At 46.6% G+C, this 22,715-nt stretch carries 14 protein-coding genes and 1 tRNA gene; 11 read left to right on the plus strand and 4 right to left on the minus strand.

Annotated elements, in window-relative coordinates; translation table 11 throughout:
* The first annotated feature begins 502 nt into the window (after positions 1–502).
* Both IQ268_RS27860 and IQ268_RS27865 read left to right on the plus strand, forming a co-directional pair.
* Positions 503–1,336 (plus strand): ATP-binding protein, encoded by an 834-nt coding sequence (locus tag IQ268_RS27860; RefSeq protein ID WP_193885987.1) that lies wholly within the window; start codon positions 503–505, stop codon positions 1,334–1,336.
* A gap of 483 nt (positions 1,337–1,819) precedes the next feature.
* On the plus strand, positions 1,820–2,149 hold the full coding sequence (locus tag IQ268_RS27865; protein ID WP_228035791.1) for a hypothetical protein: 330 nt from the start codon (positions 1,820–1,822) through the stop codon (positions 2,147–2,149).
* A gap of 136 nt (positions 2,150–2,285) precedes the next feature.
* Here IQ268_RS27865 and IQ268_RS27870 read toward each other — a convergent pair whose 3' ends face one another.
* The 3 genes from IQ268_RS27870 to IQ268_RS27880 all read right to left on the minus strand — a co-directional run bounded on the left by IQ268_RS27870 (position 2,286) and on the right by IQ268_RS27880 (position 12,146).
* A complete protein-coding gene (locus IQ268_RS27870; RefSeq protein ID WP_193885991.1) occupies positions 2,286–8,519 on the minus strand; it encodes an ATP-binding protein in 6,234 nt (2,077 codons plus the stop codon).
* Positions 8,520–8,892: 373 nt separating this feature from the next.
* A complete protein-coding gene (locus tag IQ268_RS27875) occupies positions 8,893–10,545 on the minus strand; it encodes an AarF/ABC1/UbiB kinase family protein (RefSeq protein ID WP_193886014.1) in 1,653 nt (550 codons plus the stop codon).
* A 551-nt stretch (positions 10,546–11,096) separates the two neighbouring features.
* Positions 11,097–12,146, minus strand: a complete 1,050-nt coding sequence (locus tag IQ268_RS27880) for a mannose-1-phosphate guanylyltransferase (RefSeq protein ID WP_193885993.1) — start codon at positions 12,144–12,146, stop codon at positions 11,097–11,099.
* A 440-nt stretch (positions 12,147–12,586) separates the two neighbouring features.
* Between IQ268_RS27880 and IQ268_RS27885 the strand changes: the two genes are divergently transcribed.
* Positions 12,587–13,930 carry an LCP family protein gene (locus IQ268_RS27885; protein ID WP_193886015.1) on the plus strand — a complete coding sequence of 448 codons (1,344 nt, stop codon included), beginning with the start codon at positions 12,587–12,589 and terminating at the stop codon, positions 13,928–13,930.
* Between the two features lie 115 nt (positions 13,931–14,045).
* Positions 14,046–14,540, plus strand: coding sequence for a pentapeptide repeat-containing protein (locus IQ268_RS27890; protein ID WP_193886016.1), 495 nt, complete (start codon positions 14,046–14,048; stop codon positions 14,538–14,540).
* Here IQ268_RS27890 and IQ268_RS27895 read toward each other — a convergent pair.
* Complete coding sequence (locus IQ268_RS27895) at positions 14,526–15,260, minus strand: GDSL-type esterase/lipase family protein (RefSeq protein WP_193885995.1); 735 nt, start codon at positions 15,258–15,260, stop codon at positions 14,526–14,528. The two genes, IQ268_RS27890 and IQ268_RS27895, sit on opposite strands and share 15 nt — an antisense overlap.
* A gap of 360 nt (positions 15,261–15,620) precedes the next feature.
* Here IQ268_RS27895 and IQ268_RS27900 point away from each other — a divergent pair, with 360 nt between their 5' ends.
* From IQ268_RS27900 to IQ268_RS27930, 7 genes are all read left to right on the plus strand, one after another.
* Positions 15,621–15,848: a DNA-directed RNA polymerase subunit omega gene (locus IQ268_RS27900; RefSeq protein WP_193885997.1), complete on the plus strand. Its 228-nt coding sequence runs from the start codon at positions 15,621–15,623 to the stop codon at positions 15,846–15,848.
* Between the two features lie 39 nt (positions 15,849–15,887).
* Complete coding sequence (locus IQ268_RS27905; RefSeq protein ID WP_193885999.1) at positions 15,888–16,511, plus strand: hypothetical protein; 624 nt, start codon at positions 15,888–15,890, stop codon at positions 16,509–16,511.
* Positions 16,512–16,575: 64 nt separating this feature from the next.
* Positions 16,576–16,941 carry a DUF1818 family protein gene (locus IQ268_RS27910; RefSeq protein ID WP_193886001.1) on the plus strand — a complete coding sequence of 122 codons (366 nt, stop codon included), beginning with the start codon at positions 16,576–16,578 and terminating at the stop codon, positions 16,939–16,941.
* A 58-nt stretch (positions 16,942–16,999) separates the two neighbouring features.
* Positions 17,000–17,073: transfer RNA gene (locus IQ268_RS27915), tRNA-Pro, on the plus strand.
* A gap of 43 nt (positions 17,074–17,116) precedes the next feature.
* The gene (locus tag IQ268_RS27920) at positions 17,117–17,653 is read left to right on the plus strand and encodes a DUF4168 domain-containing protein (RefSeq protein WP_339383656.1); all 537 of its coding nucleotides are present in this window, start codon (positions 17,117–17,119) and stop codon (positions 17,651–17,653) included.
* Positions 17,654–20,654: 3,001 nt separating this feature from the next.
* Positions 20,655–21,479 (plus strand): WecB/TagA/CpsF family glycosyltransferase, encoded by an 825-nt coding sequence (locus tag IQ268_RS27925; RefSeq protein ID WP_193886003.1) that lies wholly within the window; start codon positions 20,655–20,657, stop codon positions 21,477–21,479.
* 100 nt (positions 21,480–21,579) lie between these two features.
* The gene (locus tag IQ268_RS27930; RefSeq protein WP_193886005.1) at positions 21,580–22,701 is read left to right on the plus strand and encodes a polysaccharide biosynthesis/export family protein; all 1,122 of its coding nucleotides are present in this window, start codon (positions 21,580–21,582) and stop codon (positions 22,699–22,701) included.
* Positions 22,702–22,715 lie beyond the last annotated feature (14 nt).

Here is a 22,715-nt window from a genome sequence, read left to right on the forward strand (position 1 = left end):
GGCAGTCTGCCAACAGTTCATCGAGCATCTCATCAACGCGATTGGTTTCGTTCTTCTTTCTTGCCATGATGCGGTCTCCTGAGTTACTGGGATTTTAGACCGCTTACACAAAATCCTGATCAGTCTCGTCTCCTCGTCTAGATTTCCCACAGCTATCACGGCTTCTTAAGAATGATATCGATTACCAACCTGAGGATCGTCTGCGCCCTACTTACCTACGGTTACTAGATCTACAGGAAATTCTTTTATGGCGTTGGCCATTCTCATTTAGCATTTCACTGTACTACTCTCTCGATAATATTATTCGCACTGGTTATCGAGGTCGCAATCCAGTGCATATAGACTACTGGAATAAAGTCCGAAATGGAAGGGAGATCCTTGCTGGTACAAAGATCCCAAGCTCGCAAGACTCATGGTCTACTGCATTAGGGCTAGCAGTAGTTGGGGACAGTGGAACTGGTAAAAGCTGTGTATTAGATCTTGCCTGTCGCTTTACCCACAATTGATCATTCACACTAACTATGAGGGACAGGAATTCAACCGCCATCAAATTTCCTACCTTGTTGTTGAATGTCCACCCAAAGGTGCAATGATCGCTTTGTGTCACAACTTCTTCCGACAAGTAGATAAGGTTCTTGGCACAGGGGATTACTACTTCAAAACCTATACTCGAAATGGTCAAGCTCGTTTAGAGGAGATGATTGGTAAGATGTATACTGTGTCGCAAGTACATGGTATCGGATTACTTATTATCGAAGAGGTTCAAAATTTAACAGCAGCCAAAGCAAATGATGCAGAAGGTATGCTCAATTATTTTGTTCAACTTGTCAATGACCTATGTCTACCAATTGTAGTTGTAGGGACTCCAAAGGCATTTCAGATCTTGCGATCTGCTTTTCGCAATGCCCGTCGATTTAGTGGACAGGGTGATTTAGAAATTACAAGGATGATGTTAAATGACCCTGAGCTAGATCTGTTTCTGGAACAGATGTGGCGGTATCAATATGTTAGAAATATTACCCCCTTTAATGTGGACTTAAAGAAGGCTATACACTATGAGTCTCAAGGTATTGCAGATTTGATGGTAAAAGTTTTCATACTTGCCCAAATTAGAGCAATGTTGACTGAAGACGAATCTATGCAGGAGGTCATAACTGTACATACTGTTGCTTCAGTTAGAGATTCGCTTGCTCTCCTGCAACCAATGTTAGATGCACTTCGTGCTGATCCTCCTAATAACTCTGCTTTGAGTCAGTATGATGATCTTCGAGAGGGAATTGACATCAAAGCCCATATACAAGAGGCCCTAAGAAAGCTTTCAACTTTAACAATATAAACGAATCCATCACAAGTTTCATCTGAGGCTCCTGTACATCCCACTGATGGTACATCCACCAAACCTTCTAGTAGTAGCAAACGGAAACCTAAACAATCTACAAATCAGCAAGCAAACAATACAGGAGAGAAAGCTAAGCGGTCTTCTAGTAGAAAAACTACTGTTTATGAAGGGGGGATAATAGATGTCATTTCTCAAGGTAAAGTGAACCAAGTAACTCCTTATGAAGCACTGTTAAGGGCAGGTTACATTGAGGGATTTGATTATTACCTTCAACCCGAATGATATCAAGTCAACTCTCGAAAACCTGTATAACAGAACAATTGATACATTGGAAGCGGTGAGACTGAAGATTGTGTCCTACTAAGCTTGTTAATGTTACGAAGTCGGTGATATGGCTCGTGTTTAGTGACAGTAAACTTCGCTTTGTTCAGCAAAGGAGTGAAGGGAAGTCTTTATCAAAGTAATGAAGGGAAGCTTCACATGAAAGAAAGAAAAGTCAGACATAGGCTTACTGCTCAAGAGCAGGAGTGTTTTCGTAGAGGCATTGAAATGTTTTATAAACGATCTCCAAATTGTACACTCAAGCAAGCCTACCTAAAAACCATAAAGAAGTTTTTCTCGCTAGGTTATGAGCTGCAAGATGGAGACTATGTACCAATTCTTCCACCTTCAGCAGAATTGCCGACTTTAAGGCAATTTTATTCCTTGTACCACAAAGAATTTGTTGACAAACAAAGTAATCAATTCAAACGGAAGCAAATTAAATATTTAATTGACTTTGAAAATGGAGGGATCAACAAAGGTGGTTGATAGCTTCGTCATGCTCTTTCCCGAAACAAAGAACTTATTTCTCCGCATCACAAAGTTGCTCTCAAATCAATCGATGAACTAAGGATTGAATCATTATGTGGTGTGGGTTCAAGGGAACGTATTCATTGCTGCCGCACTAAAGTACTGCCAGGGCTGCAATTACACTGCTTTCGCCGTCCCTCCTATGCTGTCCAAACCAGCGACGAGCCACACCGCCACGACTTAGCTGTCCTGCCCATTGTCTGATCTCCTCAAAACCTTGCTCAGTTGCTAATACAAGCCATCCGTCACCAACCTCACAGGACAAGTGCTCAGAATGCTGATGTGACGGTCCATCATTCCACCAAATGCTTTCAATAACCAAATCACCTACTGCGTTTGCCCAACAAAACCAATTTCTATCCAGTGGATGCCATCCCAATTCTTGCGCTACGGCAGGATTAAAAGCGAGCCAAGGCAATCCAGGGGTATCAAAACCATATCCGGTTCCAGAAATGATGAGATGGTCGAGTGCTGCATCTAAAAATAAATATTCATCTACTTGGGGCTGCATGAGTCTACAGAAGGGAAGGTGTCCTGCCTCTACATCCAGCCCGTCCCACAGATGCTCATGGTCAATAGCTCTAATAACCGAGATCCGTTCTTCTGATGGGCTTTTATCGTAAAGATATTTTAATTGTGTCCATTCACCCAAAATAATCCGGTGATCAGATATACGTGAATTCAATAAGGGTAACGAATCTTGTGCTGTCTCTAGCCAGTTTTCAGGGAATTGAATAAAGGATGAACGACTAATAGAAATTCCTCCCATTGAAGCGATGCACGCTGGACGTTGCATCGGTTGGTTACGAATAAAAGCAGGATCATGGTAGACCAGAATTTGTGGTAACTGGGACAAAGCGCTGGAAGGAAAATAGTCACCATCATAGAGTTCAGCACAGACATGAGCAAGTGCTTGTCTCGCGATCGCAACGTGTGGTTTTTGAAAAGTATGAGTAAGGCCAATTCGATGAAGAAATTGTCCAATTCTGTGTTGGTCGAGTTCTTCATCTCCGGCTAGCCAACTGCGTTGTCCCTGTAGCTGATGGAAATACTTTACAGCCTGGTAATATACATTAGCTTCTGGAATCTCGGCTAGCTTGGCTATATAACGTGCCTCAATATCAAGTGGACGAAGTTCGAGGGCTGGATCTTGCATCAACACTACCGAATCGCTTCTTCGTGCAACAGCTTCTTCAGTACGATGAAGCGAAAGAGATGGCAGATCGAAGGAATAAATCAGTGGTACTTCTCTCTCAACGACCTGTAACTGAAGTTCTTCTCCTACGTACTGCGCCCATATACAGCTTGCAAGCAGACGAATTAAAAGGTTAGGCGATGATTTTAGCTGAACCAGTATTTCATTAAAAGCAGCAATCGATTCTGGCTGCTCGAAACTCAAGGCATCAAGCACCATCAAAGCCCTCTCAGTAGATTGTTCTGTACGAGTCAGAGCTTCCTTCAAAGCAGAAATTACTGCTGTACTCCCATGAAGTAAGCCAAAAAAACAGGAGCGAACTGCACCTTGGGCAACAGGATAAGAAGGATGATCTAAATGAAGCGAGAGTAAATCGGCAATCGCACGGGCTGGAGTATCTTCCTCAGTAACACTAGGCTGCATGACAGTTGCTAGCTCTTGAGGTAGGTCTAGGCTAATTGGAACACCACCAAACAACTCATCAAGGTATTCCTCAAGAATTGTCCATACCTCTGTTACAGGAATTTCACCGAGTAGTAAACGAAGCACTTTATCAAGATGAATTTTTATTCGGTAAGACGGTATAGGACCTTGACTAGCATCATCGGCATATAGTTTGATTGCGATTTTACGCCCTTCTTCGGCATCCATTGAAATGAGATGCTCTAAAACTTCATATCTCACTCCTCCATCAGAATAAGCATCCCATCCTATTGAGTCTGTGATGTACAATGCTTCCTCTGCCAATCTCCGAGCTGAAGCGGAGTGGTTCAATTTCAAAAGACGCTTACTCAGTGCTGTCAGCATTGAAGCAAGCTGATTTCGTTTAGAAGGGTCTGTGGCAAACAAAGATTTAACAATTTGCTCAAGTTTCTCGACTTTTTTTCCGCTCATCAAGCGGTGACTCAAATACTCAATAACTTTCTCCCAACGAAAATAGTTCCCTTTCTCTTGCTGTTCCTCAATCAACACCTGAAAATCACTAATCGACTGAATTCGATTCAACACTTCTTCAGGTTCCAGATACTCTCCATTTTTCAAGGGAAGTCTGCGATCAAGCTGGCTGGAACTGCTAGAACTAGAAGGGTCTATTGTTTCTACAAGTTGTAACCCTACACTTTCAGGAGCATGCCCAATAGCTTGGATCCCTGTAGCGATCGCTCGATGCCATGCGGAACGGCAATTGGAGATCACATCAACTCTAATGCGTTCAACCAGATAACTTGCAACATCAAGCGCAGCATCAGAACCGAATAGATTGGAAATCTTGAGCAAAAGAAGCTCAATCAGGTCGGACTTAGCGTTTGTCACAAAAGGCAGGATGAGGTTGACTACTGTATATAGAATCTCAGTGGTTGGTGGATTATTCTGCTCTAGTGCCTTCTTCAGCAGATAAGTTAAACTCCCCTGATATCCAATAACATCTAGTTCTATTAACCCCTTGAGCAAGCGGACAGCACGGCAAGGACTGTGTTCAAACATGATCCCAATGAGCTTTTCTGCTGCATCAAGGACACCAGAAGCACTGCCATGAACGCTAAGAGTTCGCTTTAACATCAGGATAAAACGTTCCTCAGCTCGATCTGGTTCTAATTGATTAACTTGCTCCAGCCAGTCTATCCAAGCGGGTAGTTGATAATCTTCATGGGAAATGCCCCTAGCGGTTTGCATCATGCGCTGCATTACTGCAATTGCTGCATCTCTTTCTCCTAACATCAACCACGCCTCTGCCTGAGCCTTACAGGTTTCTGCTCGCTCGCGGGGATCAAGATGATTCAGCATGATCGATTCAATGCGTCTTAACTGCGCTTTTGACCAGCTTGAACTTGCCCCAGCTTTATTGAGTGCAACAACGGCACCTCGCTGCAGATCGATCGTCCACGACGCTTCTTCAGAATGAGTCCAACGGCTTTCAAGGTCCCGTGCCAATTCCTCTACCACTGCTGCACCATGTAAAGCTGCTATTTCTATGACACAATCTAAAATCCAAAAGCGACTCAACCGAAGTTCTAGATCACTTGATCTTAGACTCTCTGTATATCTGGGTCCGCTAATGTCTAAAATCCAACGGACTTCTCTCTGAAAAAGAGTTGGCTGTAATTGAAATCCTGAGTCTGCCCATGCCCTTAAGCGAGCCAAATGAAACATAATTAAAGCATTTAGGCGATAACTTTGTTTGTGGTTTTCCTCAACGTAAGAACTAAAGTTTGTGTGTAACTCAGCTTCATCTCGTAAAGATGCAGGCTCACTGACTTGACCTAGCAGGTAGCGAAGCCTAGCGTATCGAAACTGCAACTCATAGAGCGTTGTCTGCCTACGTTCACTGTTTCTATCTTGTAAAGGAATTGGAGTTAAATTCTCTAACCACTGTTGGGCTAGGGATTTGTTTTCAGTGAGACTGAGAATGAGTTCAGCAATCTCGATGCGAACTTCAACAATTAGTTCACTTTCTACTAGAACGTCTAGCTCCTCGGGTCGAAAGGCATTCAGAATTTGTTCAAGCAGAGTGTTCGCAAACTCTTTTTCACTTTCGTTGTATGCTATCTCTGCAGAACGAAGAAGTGAAAGAATCCGGCTCCTTCTTCCTGTGCTCTCAGGCAGGGCATTGTATAAAATTTGCCAACCCTTCAAGTCATGACGTTCGCAGCAAGCTAGCATCCCTTCATGCAAAAGCCAGCTTTGAACCCTCTGGCTTAAGTCCTTGCCATTCCCCTCTTCACTAACTTCTCTACTAGGGGCAACTCTAATTCGTTGAATAATCCTCACAACTTCTTCACAACCCCGGAAAACAAGAGCACTTTGCGCCCAGGCTTGAAGAAGATTTTTTATGTCTCTGCCGTGAGGATGATCATCGGTGATCGGTTGTCCAGATAGTAGCTCTAGAGGTTCAGCTAACTCAAAGATGCGCCTTGCTTCACTCACTGATCCGGCTTCGTGCAATTGAACACTAAGACAAAGCGCTTGTTCAGCATTACTCGGTCGGCGAAGACGATTCCCGTCTCGTAACTGCTCAATCACTTCACTCAGCTTACCGACTTTTAACAGTAACTTAGGGAACTCATCTAACTCATTGATACGCTGATCAACTGCCGCACCAGCAAGAGTAAGTTGGATTAATGCAAGCACATCTTGACACTCACCTGCTGCTTTAAGGGCAAGTCGAATATCTGTCCAAATAGCATCATACGGTCGAAGCGCTTCCACTTGTTCCCGAAACCAAGTTTGATTTGCAATCGAGACGACAGCAGTATGATCACCTGCTTTGTACAAGTGATATAGCGTTTCCCAATGGTAAGGTGCAGGTGACGACTGATAGTACTTTGCAAGTGTATGATGATACTCCTGATTTTGCTGATCTCGTGTTTGTCCAATGAGTGGTTCAGAGGTGCGTTCTTCCAGAAAGAGACGAAAACTGTTATGGAAAAAGGTCCACGAATTCTCATTTTCCTTCTGAAAATAGGTCATGAGAAATAGCTGCTGAAGTCGCCTGAGGATTGGCTTGTTTGCCCATTGAGCAACCCAATCGAACGGAATTACACCACGAATTCGAGCGAGTAGGCCGAGCGTGTAAACCAGATCCTCGTCGTTTTCAATACGTCGCCAGTGAGTCCAGTATTGCTCATCAATATCACCTGCGTAAGGAATTGTTTCCTTAAGTAATTGGGTTCGCGTTTGAGGTTGCTGAATTTGAAGTAATTGCTTGAGTAAATAGATGAGTGCTAGAGGATGTCCTCCTGAGAGTTCAAAGATTCGTTCCTGTTCATCTTGATTGAGGTCAGGAATGGTGTCCTTTGCAATAAGATACACATCCTCTGGTATCAAGTAACCGATTTCAATGCGTCGTTCTGGAAGTTGGAGCAATTGATAAATACGAGGAGGTAAGTTTTCGAGTCCATTCGGTTGACTTCCAATCACAAAATACACGCCCGTCGGTAATGACTCTGGTAAAGGGAGATCATGCAAGAGCGATCGCTCCGGATGTTGCTCACGAGCAATGTGGTCAAGCCCATCAACTAGAATGACGGTTTTGGTTTTAGTTTGCTGATAGTCCTCTCCCAACTCTTGAATCTGTTCGTGAAGCAGTTTTAGTAATGCAGATCGGTCTGAAGGATCAGGACGATTCGTCTTACAAAACCCGGCTTCACTCAATCTCAATGTCACATCTTGCAAAAAGTTAACAGATTCACCCCGAAGAATAGACAAATCTTGAACATCTGGCACATAGGCGTAGTAGCGAATTAGGCGAAGCGGTAGAGCTCGGAGGGTTTGTGTTAGCAGCGTTGATTTACCTGAACCTGGTGAGCCGAAGACTCCTATGTACCCATTAGACAGACGATCTAGTGTAGTTTCAATCACACTCACTGTACTTTGAATGGGACGGTACAAGAATCGCGGTGCCGCAAACTCATGAATGTTTCGATAGCGATACCGATTCTGCCAACCTAACTCTCTTAGAAGTTCACTTTCACTGATTTCTACACGCCGTTCTGGTTCCGCTGCAATCTTGAAAAGCAAAGCAGCAATTTTTTCAACATCAAGATTGATGTCTGATACTGTAGCTTGAAAATCAAGAGAACAATCTTGCACAAATTTGACAAATTCATCATTGGTGAGACCGCTGGCAAACTGTAGCGATTGCCATATTGCCTCCCAACTCCCTGACTGAATTACCTGCATTCGATGTGCAGGAGTCCATGCCTGCTCTATAAAAGCTGCAAGGTGATAAGGGCTTGGAGGAGAAGCGACCTCTGGCATCCCTGCATTGGTACTAGACGAGGGATACATATTGGTAACGAGATGAACAACAACACGCCGTTGAGGGTAAATTGCCTGTAATCTCTTCCACCCATCTGCGAGTTGAGCAATCAATGAGGGTCCTTTGTCAGTACCGCGAATGAGATGGTTTAATGTCATTGCGCCAGGGTACTGTTGCCACTTGATCTGATAGGCGTCAACGTGAGCAGTCGCTCCAATCTGAACATCATCGACTCTCCCAGCATCAGGATCTGCAATCCGTATCCATTCCAGATCCCTCTGTTTAAGAGCGTGAAGAATAAACTTCGCGCATACTGAGTATTGAGGATGATATCCACCCGCAGCTCGTCGCTCACCTTCTCCAGGCTTGATGCTCATTACCTAAGCCACTTCACACTGATTCTTCTGTATTAAGAATAGCTGACCACTTCAGTGATCTTAAACGGTTCCCTTACGATAGATTTTCTTCGTCTCCCGCCATAATCTTCTTAACTTCGTTCTGTTGCTGCGGTTTCAATTACCGATTCGGACGGATTCATTCATTCCTAGAATTTCGTCTTAAAATGAGACACAATGAGATTCAAGTGCTTCTGGATAGAATTGGTAACAATAGTTTTTTGGACTGAGCGAGTAACCTGTTCCACCAGTCCAAAAAACTATTGTTACTAGCGTTGGCTAGAATGGCGTATTTCCGTCGCTGCAGTCCAAAAAACTATTGTTCCTTATCACAACAACGAGCGATCAATTGCTATCAGCGCAACCGTCCCGATCGCAGGATTGTGATCACTAGCCAGAGTCCCAGTAAACTGGCAGCGGCAAAGAGGGTATTACTGAGCCAATACAGTTGAGTTGTTTGCTCGCCCGATGAAATGATGGCAGCTCCCATAATTAACGAGCCGACCAAAATGCTAAACGACAAACGATTGGCGGAGTCGTCCAGGGTTAGCCGAACACCATCTAAATCTTTGAGGGTCAGGTTCCATTTCAATGTTTCTGACGAGATGCGATCGAGCAATAGCTCTACTTGCTGGGGCGATCGCAGCGATAAACTCTTCAAATCGAGTGCTGTTCTAAGCAGGGTTTGAATCGGCTGGTCGCCCACCAACTGCCGACGAAACAGATCGGTGATGAGCGGTTTAATTTCATCCAGCAAGTTGATTTGCGGATCAAAGCCGCGAGCAACCCCTTCTAAATTAGCCAGGGCTTTGGCGTACAGCCCCATGTTACTTGGGAGCCGCACTTTGTTGCTTCGAGCAACCTGCAAAATTTCGTAGAATACTTGACTAAAGTTCAGTTCAGATAAGCTGCGGTTGTAATACTTACGCAGCATACGCTCGTAGTCGTTTTCCAATCCGGCCAGGTTAATACTGGTACCCGACTCGGCCAGTTGTAGGGTTAATTGGGTGCAGCGCTGGGCATCCAGATCAACGATCGCCAACAGCATCTCGGTCAAAATTCGCTGCGTATTGGGATCAAGACGACCCACCATGCCACAATCTAGTAACCCTACATGGCCATCTCCCATGTAGAACAAGTTGCCGGGATGGGGATCGGCGTGGAAGAAGCCATCAATATAAATCTGCTGAAAGAAAGCACGAAACAGCAACGTAGTGATCGATCGCCTTTCTTCGTTAGAAACCCCGTTTTGTTCGGCATCGGGCAGGCGAGCGCTAAGAATGGGTACCCCTTCTAACCATTGCATCACCAACAGTTTTTCGGTGGTTAGCTCCCAGTAAATTTCTGGGACAACCAAACGGCTTGGATCAAACCAACTGCTCGCAGACATATTGCGCCGTAGCTGATCGGTATAACCTGCCTCCAGACAAAAATCTAGCTCATCTCGAAGTGCCTTGGTAAACTCTTCGGCTAATGCTCTGATGTCATAGTCTTGCCCAAATGTCGTTCGAGCGGCCAGATCGGCCAATCCTCGAATGATGGCAATGTCTTGATCGACAACAGCACTGATGCCGGGACGCTGTACCTTCAGCGCCACATCACGGCCATCGGTCAGTGTAGCGCGATGCGTCTGGGCGATCGAACCAGCCGCAACGGGTATTTTCTCGATGTTGGCGAACGTCGCATCCAGGGATTGCCGCAACTCTCGGCGCAAAACCACTTCAATATCAGCCCACGGCACAGGAGGCACTTCATCCTGCAATGTTGACAACGTTTCGATATAGTCCGCAGGCAGCAGGTCAGGACGAGTACTCAGTAGTTGCCCTAATTTGACGTAAACCGGGCCTAAATCAACCAGGATGTTGCGAAGAACGGCAGGCGTTGGCAAATTCGGTTCGTCTGTCTTACCGCCGGTGATCAACCGCCGCATGTAATCCCAACCGTTGCGAAAAACGATTTCGGCAATCTCACCCTGGCGGGAACTGGTTTGAGCTAGACGTGAAAGCATCGTCATGCGGTTTCTCAAGTCGTTAGTTATCGGGGTATACGCCCCCTTATCTAAACTTAACGTTTAATCAAATTCTTGTCCTCAGTCATTAGATATGGCTATGTATGGCGCTAATAGGTGGTTTGATCGGTGCCGAAACCCACGGCGGCACCTGCGGTTTCCAAACGTTTACACCGTGTTTACCACTCTACAGACGCACTCTATAGACATGATTCAATGTGCCTCTAACCAGGCATCTGTCAAAATCTATTGTTCAGGATAGGAGGTGGTATTTTTTGCAATTTAAGATACGGTTTCTCCCGTTCCAGGAGAAACCGTTCTCTTCCCATCAAACAACTTCTCATCAAAATCCCATCAAAAATAGAGGAACGGCTTGGAAAAGGACTCCAACTGCATTTTCCGCTCGTTCCTCTGGCTTGATCTGGCTCGATCTAGGTTACAGCCATTTTCATTTGCGTTCACCACACCTCCAACCCTACACCCCACATCCATCTTGGCGAGGCTGTGGCTGACTCGATTGAGAACGGCTGTAAGTTGTGCTGTCTAACGGATTACAACAGCTTTTCAAATCGAGAGTCTGCTTGCATTAGCTTCAGCACTTGCTTGATTTCCTGCGTTCGATGCTTGTTTGCAATGAGCGTTACGTTGCCATCGCGAACAATGACAACGTCTTCCAGTCCAATTGTGACTAACACTTCGTCCTGGTCGCTGGCGTAACAAATGCTGCCTTTTGTGTCGTGGCAGACATGGGTTGCCAGTTCAACATTGGGTCGCTCATCTTGCAGTAACCGCTCGATCGCATTCCAGTCCCCCAAATCGTCCCAGTTGAAGTTGACTGGCACCACATAGGCCAGTTGAGTTTTTTCCATCAAGGCGTAGTCAATACTTTGTTTGGGCAGAGCTGGATAACAAGAGGGGCCATGCTGCTTCAGTGGGTCAAGGATGTGAGGCGCATACCTTTGCAATTCGGCCAACATCACCCCAGCTCGGAAGACAAACATGCCGCCGTTCCAGCTAAACTGACCGCTTTCCAGAAACGTTTCAGCGGTGGAGCGATCGGGCTTTTCGGTGAAGCGATCGACCTTAAACGCAGGACAGTTATCAAACAAACCCACCTTTTCGCCTTGCTGAATGTAACCATACCCGGTGGAGGGATAGTTTGGTGCGATGCCTAACGTGGCAATAGCAGGCTGTTCAGTGGCAAGCCTTTCGGCCGCTTGCAAGGTCTGACAAAACAGCGCTTGATCGCCAATCCAGTGATCGGCAGGAAAGAAGCCAATCACAGCATCGTCTCCGTGGCGTTGAGCAATTTCCAGCGTTGCCCATGCAACCGCCGGAGCCGTATCTCGTCCTTCTACTTCCACCAGAAGATTTTCAGCGGGAAGATCGGGCAGTTGTTGCTGAACGCCTTCTGCCAAATGAGATGCTGTGATTACCCATAATCCCTGCCAGCCTCCGGCTAAATCCAGCAGCCGCTCTGCGGTTGCTTGCAGCAAGCTCTTGCCGGTGCCATCTAGACACAAAAACTGTTTGGGACGTTGTTTGCGGCTCAGGGGCCAAAACCGCTCTCCCTTTCCACCAGCCAGAATTACGGGAATCATGACATGCTTATTCGAGTTGGTTCCGATTTATCCTACAAAGTTTTTTCAGAGTCTTAAGGAAACTCTGGCAGTACTTCATGGCATTTTCATTAATCTCACGTCATTTTCAGCTTTTTGTGAGGCAATGTCACACATTTGCGGCAATTCTCGGGGCAATGGACTATAACCGACTAGGCGAATGTGTTAAAAAGTGTCCTAATGAAGCACAATTTTGCAAACAACAACTTCTAGACTAGAGGCTGATTTAGCAGGGCATCTCCATCGCGCTTCTGGATGAATGATTTGATCAACATCTGGTTTAAAATCCATATACAAAACTACACAGACAAACTAGAATTACTCGGAATACAGTTGAGGTCAAACGCGGAGTGGAACAACTAAAGCCTGACTCTGATCTGCAAGATCCTGATATAGGAGATAGCGCTACACTCTCTTCTCCTATGGACGAGTCCAGCGATGCAGCCTCTCCTAGCCAAAAACTGACTGCTGTTCAGGCGATTGGTTGGGGGGTGGCTTTTGCAATAACGGCTGCCGTTTCAGCCACCTTAGGAACGTTGTTTTCGTTAACGGTACCTCTGCCTGCTGCGATCGCCCCTCAAGCAAGCGGGCAGGCATTTTCCATTAGCGATCTGTGGCAAAAAGGGTTTCGCTATCAAATTACTCGCCCGGTTACTGTGCTGGTGATGGGAATTGATCGAGTCCCAGATGTTCCAGTCGATGCGCCTGAGGTGCTAGAAGGCCGTAGCGATACTATGCTGCTGGTGCGGATCGATCCGGGCAGTAATTCTGTGAATGTGCTGTCGGTGCCAAGGGACACGCAGATCTCTATTCCAGGCGTAGGCTTAACCAAGGTCAACCATGCCAACGCTTTGGGTGGCCCAGAGTTAGCAGCCCAGGTGTTGAGCCACAACCTCAATGGTATTACCATCGATCGCTACGTTCGGGTTAGCACTGATGCGTTTCGAGAACTGGTGGATCTGCTCGGAGGCGTAGAAATCTACGTTCCCCACCGCATGGCTTACACCGACCAAACCCAACAGCTTGAGATTGACCTGGATGAGGGCTGGCAAACCCTAAATGGTGACCAGGCAGAGCAGTTTGCCCGCTTCCGCAACGATGCCTACGGTGATGTTGGTCGCGTGCAGCGGCAGCAACAGTTGATCCGTGCTCTGCGTGAAAAGATTGCTACCCCTGCTGTAATTCCCAAACTGCCGCAAGCCATTCAGTTGATTCAAAGCTATGTCGATACAAATCTGTCGCTAGATGAAATGCTGGCGCTGGTCAATTTTGGCATGAACTTGGATCGAGAGCAGTTCAGGATGGTGATGTTGCCGGGGCGATTTAGTACGCCAGACGAGTACATTGCTAGCTACTGGTTGATGGACACCGAGGGGATGGACAAGGTCATGCATGACTATTTCCAGGTCGGTGCCGTGAACTTTGTGGATCAAACGCGGGATGTGTACGACCTGCGGATCGCCGTTCAGAATGCCTCTGGCGAAGCCCAACAGGGTCGGGAAATGGCAAACTATCTCCACGACCAGGGGTTCAACAATGTCTATTTGGTTAGAGACTGGTCAGACGAACAGCAGGAGACGCAAATCATTGTGCAATGGGGCGATCTAAATGCGGCAGACTTGCTGCATTCCAAACTGGGGGTAGGAGAAGTGGTATCCGCCTCGACAGGTGATTTAGATTCGGATTTGACGATCCGAATTGGAACCGATTGGACTGACCTTGTTCCGGCTCAGTCGTTTTCATCGGGTGGGTCTCAACTAAGATAACCGATCGCTCAACCGTTCTACTGAACAGTAAGTTCGGTAGAGTAAATGTAGAGCAGATGATCACGTCTGCTCGATGTTGAGACGGGATAAATGAGCGATCGTGGCTAGAAAAATCATGATGCGGGGACTTGGGTTACTGGTGGTGCTTTGTTTGGCGTGCCTGTGGGTTGCCCTCAGCGCTATGCCAGCGATCGCCGTAATTGACACGGTCAACTACAACAACTCCAACCTGGAAAACCAAGATTTTTCCCATGCCGACTTAACGGGCAAACAGTTCGTTGGCGCTGAGATGCGCGGCATCAATTTAGAAGGTGCCAACTTAAACGGCGCGATTTTAACCAAAGGCGTGCTGCTCGATGCCAACCTGCGGGGAGCCAACCTTACAGGCGCACTGGCCGATCGGGTCTTCTGGGTTGGGGCAGATTTAACAAACGCCATTCTGGAAGATGCCACGATTGCCCGTACCAGCTTCGAAAACGTGATAGTGACAGGTGCCGATTTCACCAACGCCATCATCGATCGCTACGAGATTACGCAACTCTGCAAGCGGGCTGATGGTATCAACCCAGAAACGGGTGTGGCAACACGCGATAGTTTAGGGTGTCGTTAGCGGCTGATTAAGCCCCTGGCTGATGGGTTCCCAACTCAGGACGTCTTGCAGCAACGATTGATATCCGGCTGTGTTGGGGTGCAAGCCATCAGAAGAAAGACGCGATCGCCACTCCAAATCTCCTTGCGCCAGCCAGCGTTCAAAGATATCCAGGTACGGAATTTGCCGATCGAAGCAGGCGAGCCGGGTTGCCTCTTTATATCGATACTGGTCAGCATGGTTATAGTGCAGACAGTTTTCGAACGGCATCTGCTTTTCGTCTACAGGTGTCATGCCAACAAACAACACTGGACAAAGTTGTTGAGCTTGATCCAACAAATTGGCAATATCCAGTTGAAAAGTTTCAAAGTCAGTAAAATTTCTGCCGGTTACATGCCCCAACCGGGCAGAATCGTTTACGCCAACCGACAAAATAATGAGATCGGGAACGCGGTGCCGCAGTTCGCCTCGGTTTCTGAACTCGTATTCGATACGCTGGGCAACCTGCTGCACTTTGTCGCCCCGAACGCCGAGGTTATACAGTACATGCCCAGGGCTATCGGGCAACATCCAGGTGCGACGTAACCGCTCAACCCAACCGCCCCCGTCTGGGTCACCATAGCCGTAAATTAAACTATCGCCCAGTGCCACAATTTTTAGAGCTGGCTGAGTGAGCAATAACCTGGAGTAGCTTGCGCCAGAAGAGATCTGCCGTTCAAAACCAGTAGCGAGGGTTTGCATGAAGAGACTGGATTCTTTTCTCTAGAGAACAAATTTAAAGTTAGGTTGCTTTGGACTGTATCACCCTACACGTCTCTTTTCAATTCGTTTCACAACTTCAAAAAGCAAAGCCTAACCTGACTCACCAGACATAAATCGTAGCAAATTGTATTGACGTCGCTGATAGACACGATTCACGGATATCGATCCCGACGGTGGGGCATGGCCATGTCTCAACGAACGTCACCCAGCAAATTAGCAACGCCAGGTGTATGGGCCATACTCAGTTTGTCCCTATCCGACCCATGTCTAACACATGCGAGCCATTTCTACTGCTGATAGACTAGAACAGTTTACCGTTGCTTTAAATTAAAGGACTCTATGCTGAAGCGCTCTACTATTGATACCACCCAGCTTATGCGTCGGGCTGAAGACCTGATCAACGCTGCTTCTAACCGCTATCGCATTACCGTTCAAGTAGCTAACCGGGCACAGCGCCGTCGTTTTGAAGAGTTTGACAGCCTGGATGATCCAAAAATGAAGCCCGTCATTCGAGCCATCATTGAAATGTCGGATGAGCTGACCCAACCCGAAATTATTGGCGAATAAGCTGTTCGGGGAGCAACCTGCGTTTACTTTTGGAGACTGATGGCGATACAACCTGTCCTAAAATTTGCAGCATTCACTCTAGCGACGGTAGGCTTAACGGTTTTATTAACTGTTCCCTATCAAACGGCGAGCTTGGGGCAGGTTGACCGTTCCTGGCTCTCTGTGGTGTCCCTGGGTGCCCAATCGGCTCAGGCGCAGCCCGTAAGACCGCCAGAACTAGGCCAGCAGGTTTATGACCTGATGCCTGACTTACCGTTGGAAAACAGCTACGTGAACCAGGTTTCAGGCGAAGTTGATGTAAACAACACCCTGGCAAGCCGATTAATTCGCTATCACTTGTATGTGAAAGGGCGGCCACCCGTCTATCGGCTCGATTGGAAACTGACATTAGCCGATTATCTGGGTGTGAACGATCGCATTCTGGCTGCAATCTACCCTGGTTGGGATACCCTGCAAACCAACCCGCTGGACGGAGACATAGCCGCTATTGATAGCCTGACGCGATCGCAGCGTGAGCAACTGGTTCAAGCCCTGGTCAGCGTTTTCAGCCCGACTGACGCGGCACCAGCGAATTCATCAACCCCAGATCCGCGTTCTGCTCCAGAGGCTCCGCCTGTACCGGCTTATCCTCAGCCTGGAGATGCCCAACTTTTAATGCCGTAGATAGTGCTGTAAATACGACCGTAGCGGAGACGATAGCGGAGACGATTGGTTCTGTAGACGAAGTATGGCTCGGCAAATTAAAAGTGGTGCCGGATGGCGGATTGGCTGGGACGCGGCTGCTCCCGACTACGTGGGGCTGGTGGGTAGTGATGACTGGGCAATTGAACTGACTGAGGCCGAGTTGAATGACTTTTGTCGATTGATAGGGCAACTGGCGATCGCCATGGGCCAGATGGCAACAGAACTGATGGACGAGGAAAAAATTAGCTGTGAGGTCGAGAGCGATTTGCTCTGGCTTGAGGCGGAAGGATATCCCCATGCATTTACTCTCCGCTTAATTTTGCACACAGGAAGACGGGGAGAAGGAAATTGGGCGGCTTCTGCTGTTTCTGAATTAGCCCGGGCGGCTCAAACCTTGAAGGTGTTCTAGAGTCCCTGAATGCAATGTCACGACGCGAACAGTATGATATAGTTGTTAAGCGAAATGACGGGGCGTAGCGCAGCTTGGTAGCGCACCACTTTGGGGTAGTGGGGGTCGTGGGTTCGAATCCCGCCGCTCCGATTGATAGAGATAACGAAAAGACAAAACAACTGAGCAGCGGCGAGTGGCACATACAGCAATGGCGAATGGGCAAGCGTTGAGGATTGCTTTTTCCTTGAGGTTGGCAATCTCCGTTGTAGAGTGCAAAATAGCCTGGTCATTGGCCTGGATGAAGCGACTCAGGCAGATGTTGCTGTTTGGTTGTAGTTTGCTTCTATTGCTGCTCAGTACTGTTACCGTTGCTGTGGCACAAGAACTGTCTGATGATGCGAATCGCAGGAGTGATCCTCAGGTAGAACAAGTGTTCTCTGGACATTCTGGATTAGATGCAGACGATATTTCTTCTGAGAAAATTAGCCAGTTCGTGAAGGCTTACTTACAGGTGCTAAGGCTGAGCGACGAGAGAGAAGAAGAACTGGAAGGTGCCGAAACTGAATCTGAATCGCTCCAAGTTCAACACGACATAGAAACAGAAGCGATCGCCATTATTGAATCCTCAGCTTTAACATGGCAAGAATATTTGCAGCTTCGGGATTTAGCAAACGTTGATCCAGAATTTGGCGAACGCATTGCTGCTCAACTACAAGAAGCGGAAAGCTAGAAAATACTTGTCATTTGTTCTAAGAGAAATCAGCGTGTGAAGCTAGACTGGCTGAACTATCCTTTCCAGTCCAGCCGCCGCGCAGCTATTGCTGTTGCTCTTGCTTTTTAGTTTGCAAGTTTTTTGGTTCTGGGGCGTGTTGGGGCGGTTCGAGTGGCAACCAGCACTGTTAAAACAGCCGCTCAAAGTTGGGAACTGTCGTCTGCGGCCAACCCGAAAGGGGAAGCGAGTGATACTCAGCCCTCTTTAAACATCTTTTATAATTCTGCTGAGGTTCTGAAGGTGAAAGGTACCCGTTGGGGGCATAGAAGTTTGGGCGATCGATTGCTAAAACTGAGTTACCTGCTTAGGTTTATCCCACTCCTGTGTTCAAACGAACTGTTAAACGCCTTTTTGGAGGGAGCGTGTCCCTGTGAGCCGTTGTACTCTGAACCTGGAATAGGCTATTTGTAGCCTTTTAGCTACTTTGTTGCTCTGGCACTCAAGTTGTGAACTGTCCAAAGCGACAGTTCCTTTTTGGACAATCTAAGCAAATGAATAACGCTAGATGAACAATTGAGGCAATCTTAAAAGAGCAGAGATAGAGACAGCTTGGAAATGAGTAATCAATCCAACTCGCTTACAGTGGCGAATTGGTAGAGCGATAAAACTGGTTCAACTATTCTCTAGGCGCGTCGGCAAAGCACCAGCAAAATGATTAAGCATAACTGTATGAATGCTGATTTTGTAATGTGCAGTTGTAAACTAAATCACCCATTTACGTAATACCTTTAAGGTGAAAGTATCTTTTGGTACGAAAACTATGACCTCAAATCAGTAAGGTTCAGAACGATACAAAGTCTGTAGGCTTCCAGTGCAAAAAAACGTCAATCGATTGTGTTCGTAAAATCAACATGCTGGAGAAAAAACAGCGTAACATTACTCCATTCTTAAGTTAATAATAGTAACTCTCAAACCCGTCAGGTGTCCCTAAAGCCACTATTTTTGAGAGAATTTATCAAAGCAACCAGGGAAAACCCGGAGCAAGAATGACATTTCTTAGAAGCCACGCTGATGGTTGTGCCCCCTCTACAAGAAACAAGATTAAGTCGTTACGCTGTATTTATCTCTAAGCTAAATCACTGTGAAAATACTTCTCACTCTAATCATTTCAGCCTACTTAATTCTGGGTGTGCGTCTCTTCAGCAAATGGCTCAAGTTTTTTTTGCGAGATGCCAACCTATCCCCTCAGTGGTCATTCATATCCGTTGCAATAATCATTGTTGCTTCTGTTTTGTGGCCGTTGGTCGTCCCTTTTGCGTATTTGGAACTGTTAAATAAAGTGTATGCAAGTCGCGCGACATCGCAATCCACCAGTGAACCACTATCATCTGCTAATGACCTTTTAGGTATTCCTGTTATCAGAAGCTAAGAGGATGTTTAACAGGGGCTGATTGGCACTCGAATCGTCCTCTCCATCCTCTAATTCTTGAAACTTTGCAGCAGAATTCGTGTCAAGCGTTGCTCGAACGGCTTCCTTAGAGGATATTGACCCATAGCAAATGGGCTGCATTGGCTCTCTAAATTGCCGGGACTAGAGAATTTAGAGAGCTACCAAAGAGTGTCTCGACTCATCTCTAAACTCTAATCTTTAGATTCCGCCAAGTTGCTCTTACAGCAGTTCTCAATCGAGTAAGCCACAGTCTCGCCAGGATGGGTGTGGGGTGTAGGGTTTAAGGCGAATGCAAATGAAAATGGCTGTAAACCAGACAAACGGATTGTGTTCAGGTTGCTATCAGACGCAATGGCTGAGCCAGTAATCCTGATGGATGGCAAAACCTCTGAAATGCCCATTCTTCTGTATGCAGGCTTGGGGTACCTTCAAGGGCGTGAAGTTTGACTCCGCGCCATCCACAATCCGCGCCATCCACAAGCCGCAGATCTGTCAGGCCACCCGGTTATCAACCCTAAAAAGGCGAACACGTATCATCCAGTACCTCTATTGCACGTAATTACTCGTAGCAACTCGTTTCCTTTGCTGTCCTGTATTAATTCTGTAAAGAGGTGCTAAATCCAGTGGAGAACCTCTCTTAGGGCACAGCCTTTGGAGTCCAAGCTTCGCGTATGCTCTTGGTGATAGATAGGGGATGTATCTATTCGCAGCAAATCTACAGGCAATCTATAGATGAGCTAGTTAACCTTCATGCTGGCTGTTCAACCTGGCAAGACAACTGAACCGTTGTTTGGCACAGGTGAAGTGAACCAGCTAGATTCAGCCAGAGGCTGAATCGTGCCTGTTTTGCCGGATTTTGCGAATGCTCAGCACCCGCCCGGTATCTGGCAGGGGTTTTAGGGCGATCGTCAGCCAGACATGCCGCTCTATATATAAAGCTGAGTATGATTTTTCAGTAAAGCTATGGAAGATCACTTACGTAATTTATGGGTTTATGCGATATTTTCATTGGCTTTGTTGTACGTTTACCCCCCGGAATATACAGTGACTAGACTTGACAGCATCGAATTGGTAGATTGCACGGAGATCCTTTTGGGCTGATCCTGGTTTCGTATCGCACCTGTTTGTGAAAGTAGGTTGAATGTCTTTAGAATTTAGCCTAAGCAATTTTAAAGGCAAGGTAAGTCAATTTTGATGAGAAGACAAAGATAGGTGCGAAACGCTGTTTTATTGATCTCTTTCAGTTATTCTGGAGCAAAAGCTTACACAAAGATAGACAGTTTACAAATTGTCCTTTTGCACCAAATCTCAACTCGAAATTAGATCAATGATTAGTGGAGGAAGACCAACGTGAAGCCAGGCTCCTTAGTGCATCTAGCCAAGATTAAGCACCACTTAATGCCGAATTGAGTTGAACCTACTTTGCTATATTGCACCCAATCATTAGCAGCCAAAATGTCTTTTGATCAGTGTGAACCTAAGTTGCTAGTTCGTACATATGCGGATGAATTTGTTAGCCGCTGTTCTGTTCTTATTCTTTATTACTTAGAAAGGTAGGGTGTCTGCCACATGGAAGAGATTAACATCCTAAATGTATCTATTAGCAACATATCACGGAAAGAGTTACTCAAGCAGTTGAAGGTGGGTGTGGTCTTTACACCCAATGTTGACCACCTGATCAAGATGCAGGAAGACAAAGACTTCATTGAAGCTTACAAGGTGGCAGATTACCGAGTTTGTGACAGTAAAATCTTGCTTTATGCCTCCAAGTTTCTGGGTATACCGCTCAAGGAAAAGATTTCAGGTTCAGATCTCTTTCCAGCTTTTTACAATTACCACCGGAATAACGAGGACATCAGGATATTTCTGCTAGGAGCTGCGGAAGGTGTTGCCTGCGAAGCACAACGGAAGATAAATTCTAAAGTTGGACGGCGAATTATAGTAGACTCCTTATCTCCTTCCTTTGGTTTTGAAAAAGACGAGAAAGAATGCCAGAGGATTATCGACCGAATTAATCAGTCGGGTGCAACAGTACTGGCGATTGGAGTCGGTGCCCCAAAGCAGGAAAAGTGGATTTACAAGTACAAGAGCAGATTGAAGAACGTCAAGATCTTTCTGGCGATCGGAGCAACTATTGATTTCGAGGCAGGAAACAAAAAGCGCTCTCCGCAATGGATGAGTGATGTTGGTTTCGAATGGCTATATAGATTGCTATCTGAACCAAAACGGTTGTGGAAACGCTATCTGCTGGATGATATTCAATTTTTCTGGCTGGTCGTCAAACAGAAGCTTAATTTGTATAAGTATCCGCTTCATTCTCCATCATCAGTCGAATCATCGGTTGAACCAGAACTGAGCCGCAATCAGGCTAGTGAACTTTCAGCCAAGTTTTGAATTGAAGACGTTATCAGTTTTGACTGAAACGCAGAGTGTGGGGTTGCAGTCATGTTTACTCAGTTGAAATAGTGATTCTGGACAAAGGTCAGGTATCTCCATGTTATTACGGACGTCTTTATCGGTATCCGTTGCGGTTTTAACAACAGCGGTCGCATCTCTACCAGGTTTCGCTCTGCCGCTCTCTCCAGGCGATCGCATCCGGGTCACGATTCCGGGCGAGTCAACTATTCTGGGTGCTCAGCAGTTGCCTCAAGAATATCGGTTTAGTGGCCTGTATGAAGTGAACCTGGACGGCACGCTGCAAGTACCGCTGCTTCAGCCCATGCTAGTCTCTGGCAAAGAGATTGCCCAAGTAGAACAGGAGTTGAACTCTGCATTAGTGCAGGGCGGCTTCTTTCAACCCCAGTTCTTGCAAGCTAGCGTGCAGGTGGTAGATTGGGGTCCGGTTCAAGTCACTATTTCAGGAGCCACATTCGAGCCTGGACGGGTTCTGATTAGCGATCGCCTTCCTACCAGCAACCGCTTGAACGTGGAAGGTGGAGAAACCGCCAATGACCAACCGCAGCGGCAAATACCGGTAACTGTATCCGGAGAATATCCAGAAGGGCGTTACTTAACTGCTGCCATTCGTAAAGCGGGTGGTTTAGCTCCCACCGCAGACATTGAAAATATTCGCCTCATTCGAGGGGAACAGGAACAGGTGGTGGATCTGTCTGGTGTACTGACTGGCGAGCAAGTCGAGGATATTGCTTTGATTGCAGGAGACCAGGTTATTGTCCCAGATTTGGAAACCCTACAGACTCGACTCGTTCGCCCATCTCAGGTGACACCATCGGCCATTGCTGTATTTGTTTCTAACCAGACGGCTCCATCACCGTTCAGCGCTGGAGAGTTCGCTCGATTTGAGTATGGTTCTCGCTTTTCTCAAGCCGTGGTTTCGGCAAGGTGTGCAGGTGGTGGCCGTTCAACCAACGCAAATCGTCGGGTTACTCTAGTCCGAACCGAACGCGTCAGCGGAAAAACAGAAGTAATCGATCGGCAAGCAGAAGACCTGCTGAGGGATGCTGACGATCAAACTGTCAATCCTTTCTTGATGCCGGGAGACAGTGTTGTTTGCTACGACTCAAGGGTACAAAATACGTCAGGGATTCTTGACTTTATTGGAAATGTCTTGAACCCTTTCCGTGCTATCCGAGACATCTTCTTTAACAACGATTAGCGGTTAATTGCGAC

This window comes from Oculatella sp. LEGE 06141, from assembly GCF_015207605.1.
Taxonomy (GTDB): Bacteria; Cyanobacteriota; Cyanobacteriia; order Elainellales; family Elainellaceae; genus Oculatella.

Coding starts and splice junctions, on each gene's coding strand:
- IQ268_RS27865 (WP_228035791.1), top strand. CDS start 1,820: ATGAAAGAAAGAAAAGTCAGACATAGGCTTACTGCTCAAGAGCAGGAG.
- IQ268_RS27870 (WP_193885991.1), bottom strand. CDS start 8,519: ATGAGCATCAAGCCTGGAGAAGGTGAGCGACGAGCTGCGGGTGGATAT.
- IQ268_RS27875 (WP_193886014.1), bottom strand. CDS start 10,545: ATGCTTTCACGTCTAGCTCAAACCAGTTCCCGCCAGGGTGAGATTGCC.
- IQ268_RS27880 (WP_193885993.1), bottom strand. CDS start 12,146: ATGATTCCCGTAATTCTGGCTGGTGGAAAGGGAGAGCGGTTTTGGCCC.
- IQ268_RS27885 (WP_193886015.1), top strand. CDS start 12,587: ATGGACGAGTCCAGCGATGCAGCCTCTCCTAGCCAAAAACTGACTGCT.
- IQ268_RS27890 (WP_193886016.1), top strand. CDS start 14,046: ATGATGCGGGGACTTGGGTTACTGGTGGTGCTTTGTTTGGCGTGCCTG.
- IQ268_RS27895 (WP_193885995.1), bottom strand. CDS start 15,260: ATGCAAACCCTCGCTACTGGTTTTGAACGGCAGATCTCTTCTGGCGCA.
- IQ268_RS27900 (WP_193885997.1), top strand. CDS start 15,621: ATGCTGAAGCGCTCTACTATTGATACCACCCAGCTTATGCGTCGGGCT.
- IQ268_RS27905 (WP_193885999.1), top strand. CDS start 15,888: ATGGCGATACAACCTGTCCTAAAATTTGCAGCATTCACTCTAGCGACG.
- IQ268_RS27910 (WP_193886001.1), top strand. CDS start 16,576: ATGGCTCGGCAAATTAAAAGTGGTGCCGGATGGCGGATTGGCTGGGAC.
- IQ268_RS27925 (WP_193886003.1), top strand. CDS start 20,655: ATGGAAGAGATTAACATCCTAAATGTATCTATTAGCAACATATCACGG.
- IQ268_RS27930 (WP_193886005.1), top strand. CDS start 21,580: ATGTTATTACGGACGTCTTTATCGGTATCCGTTGCGGTTTTAACAACA.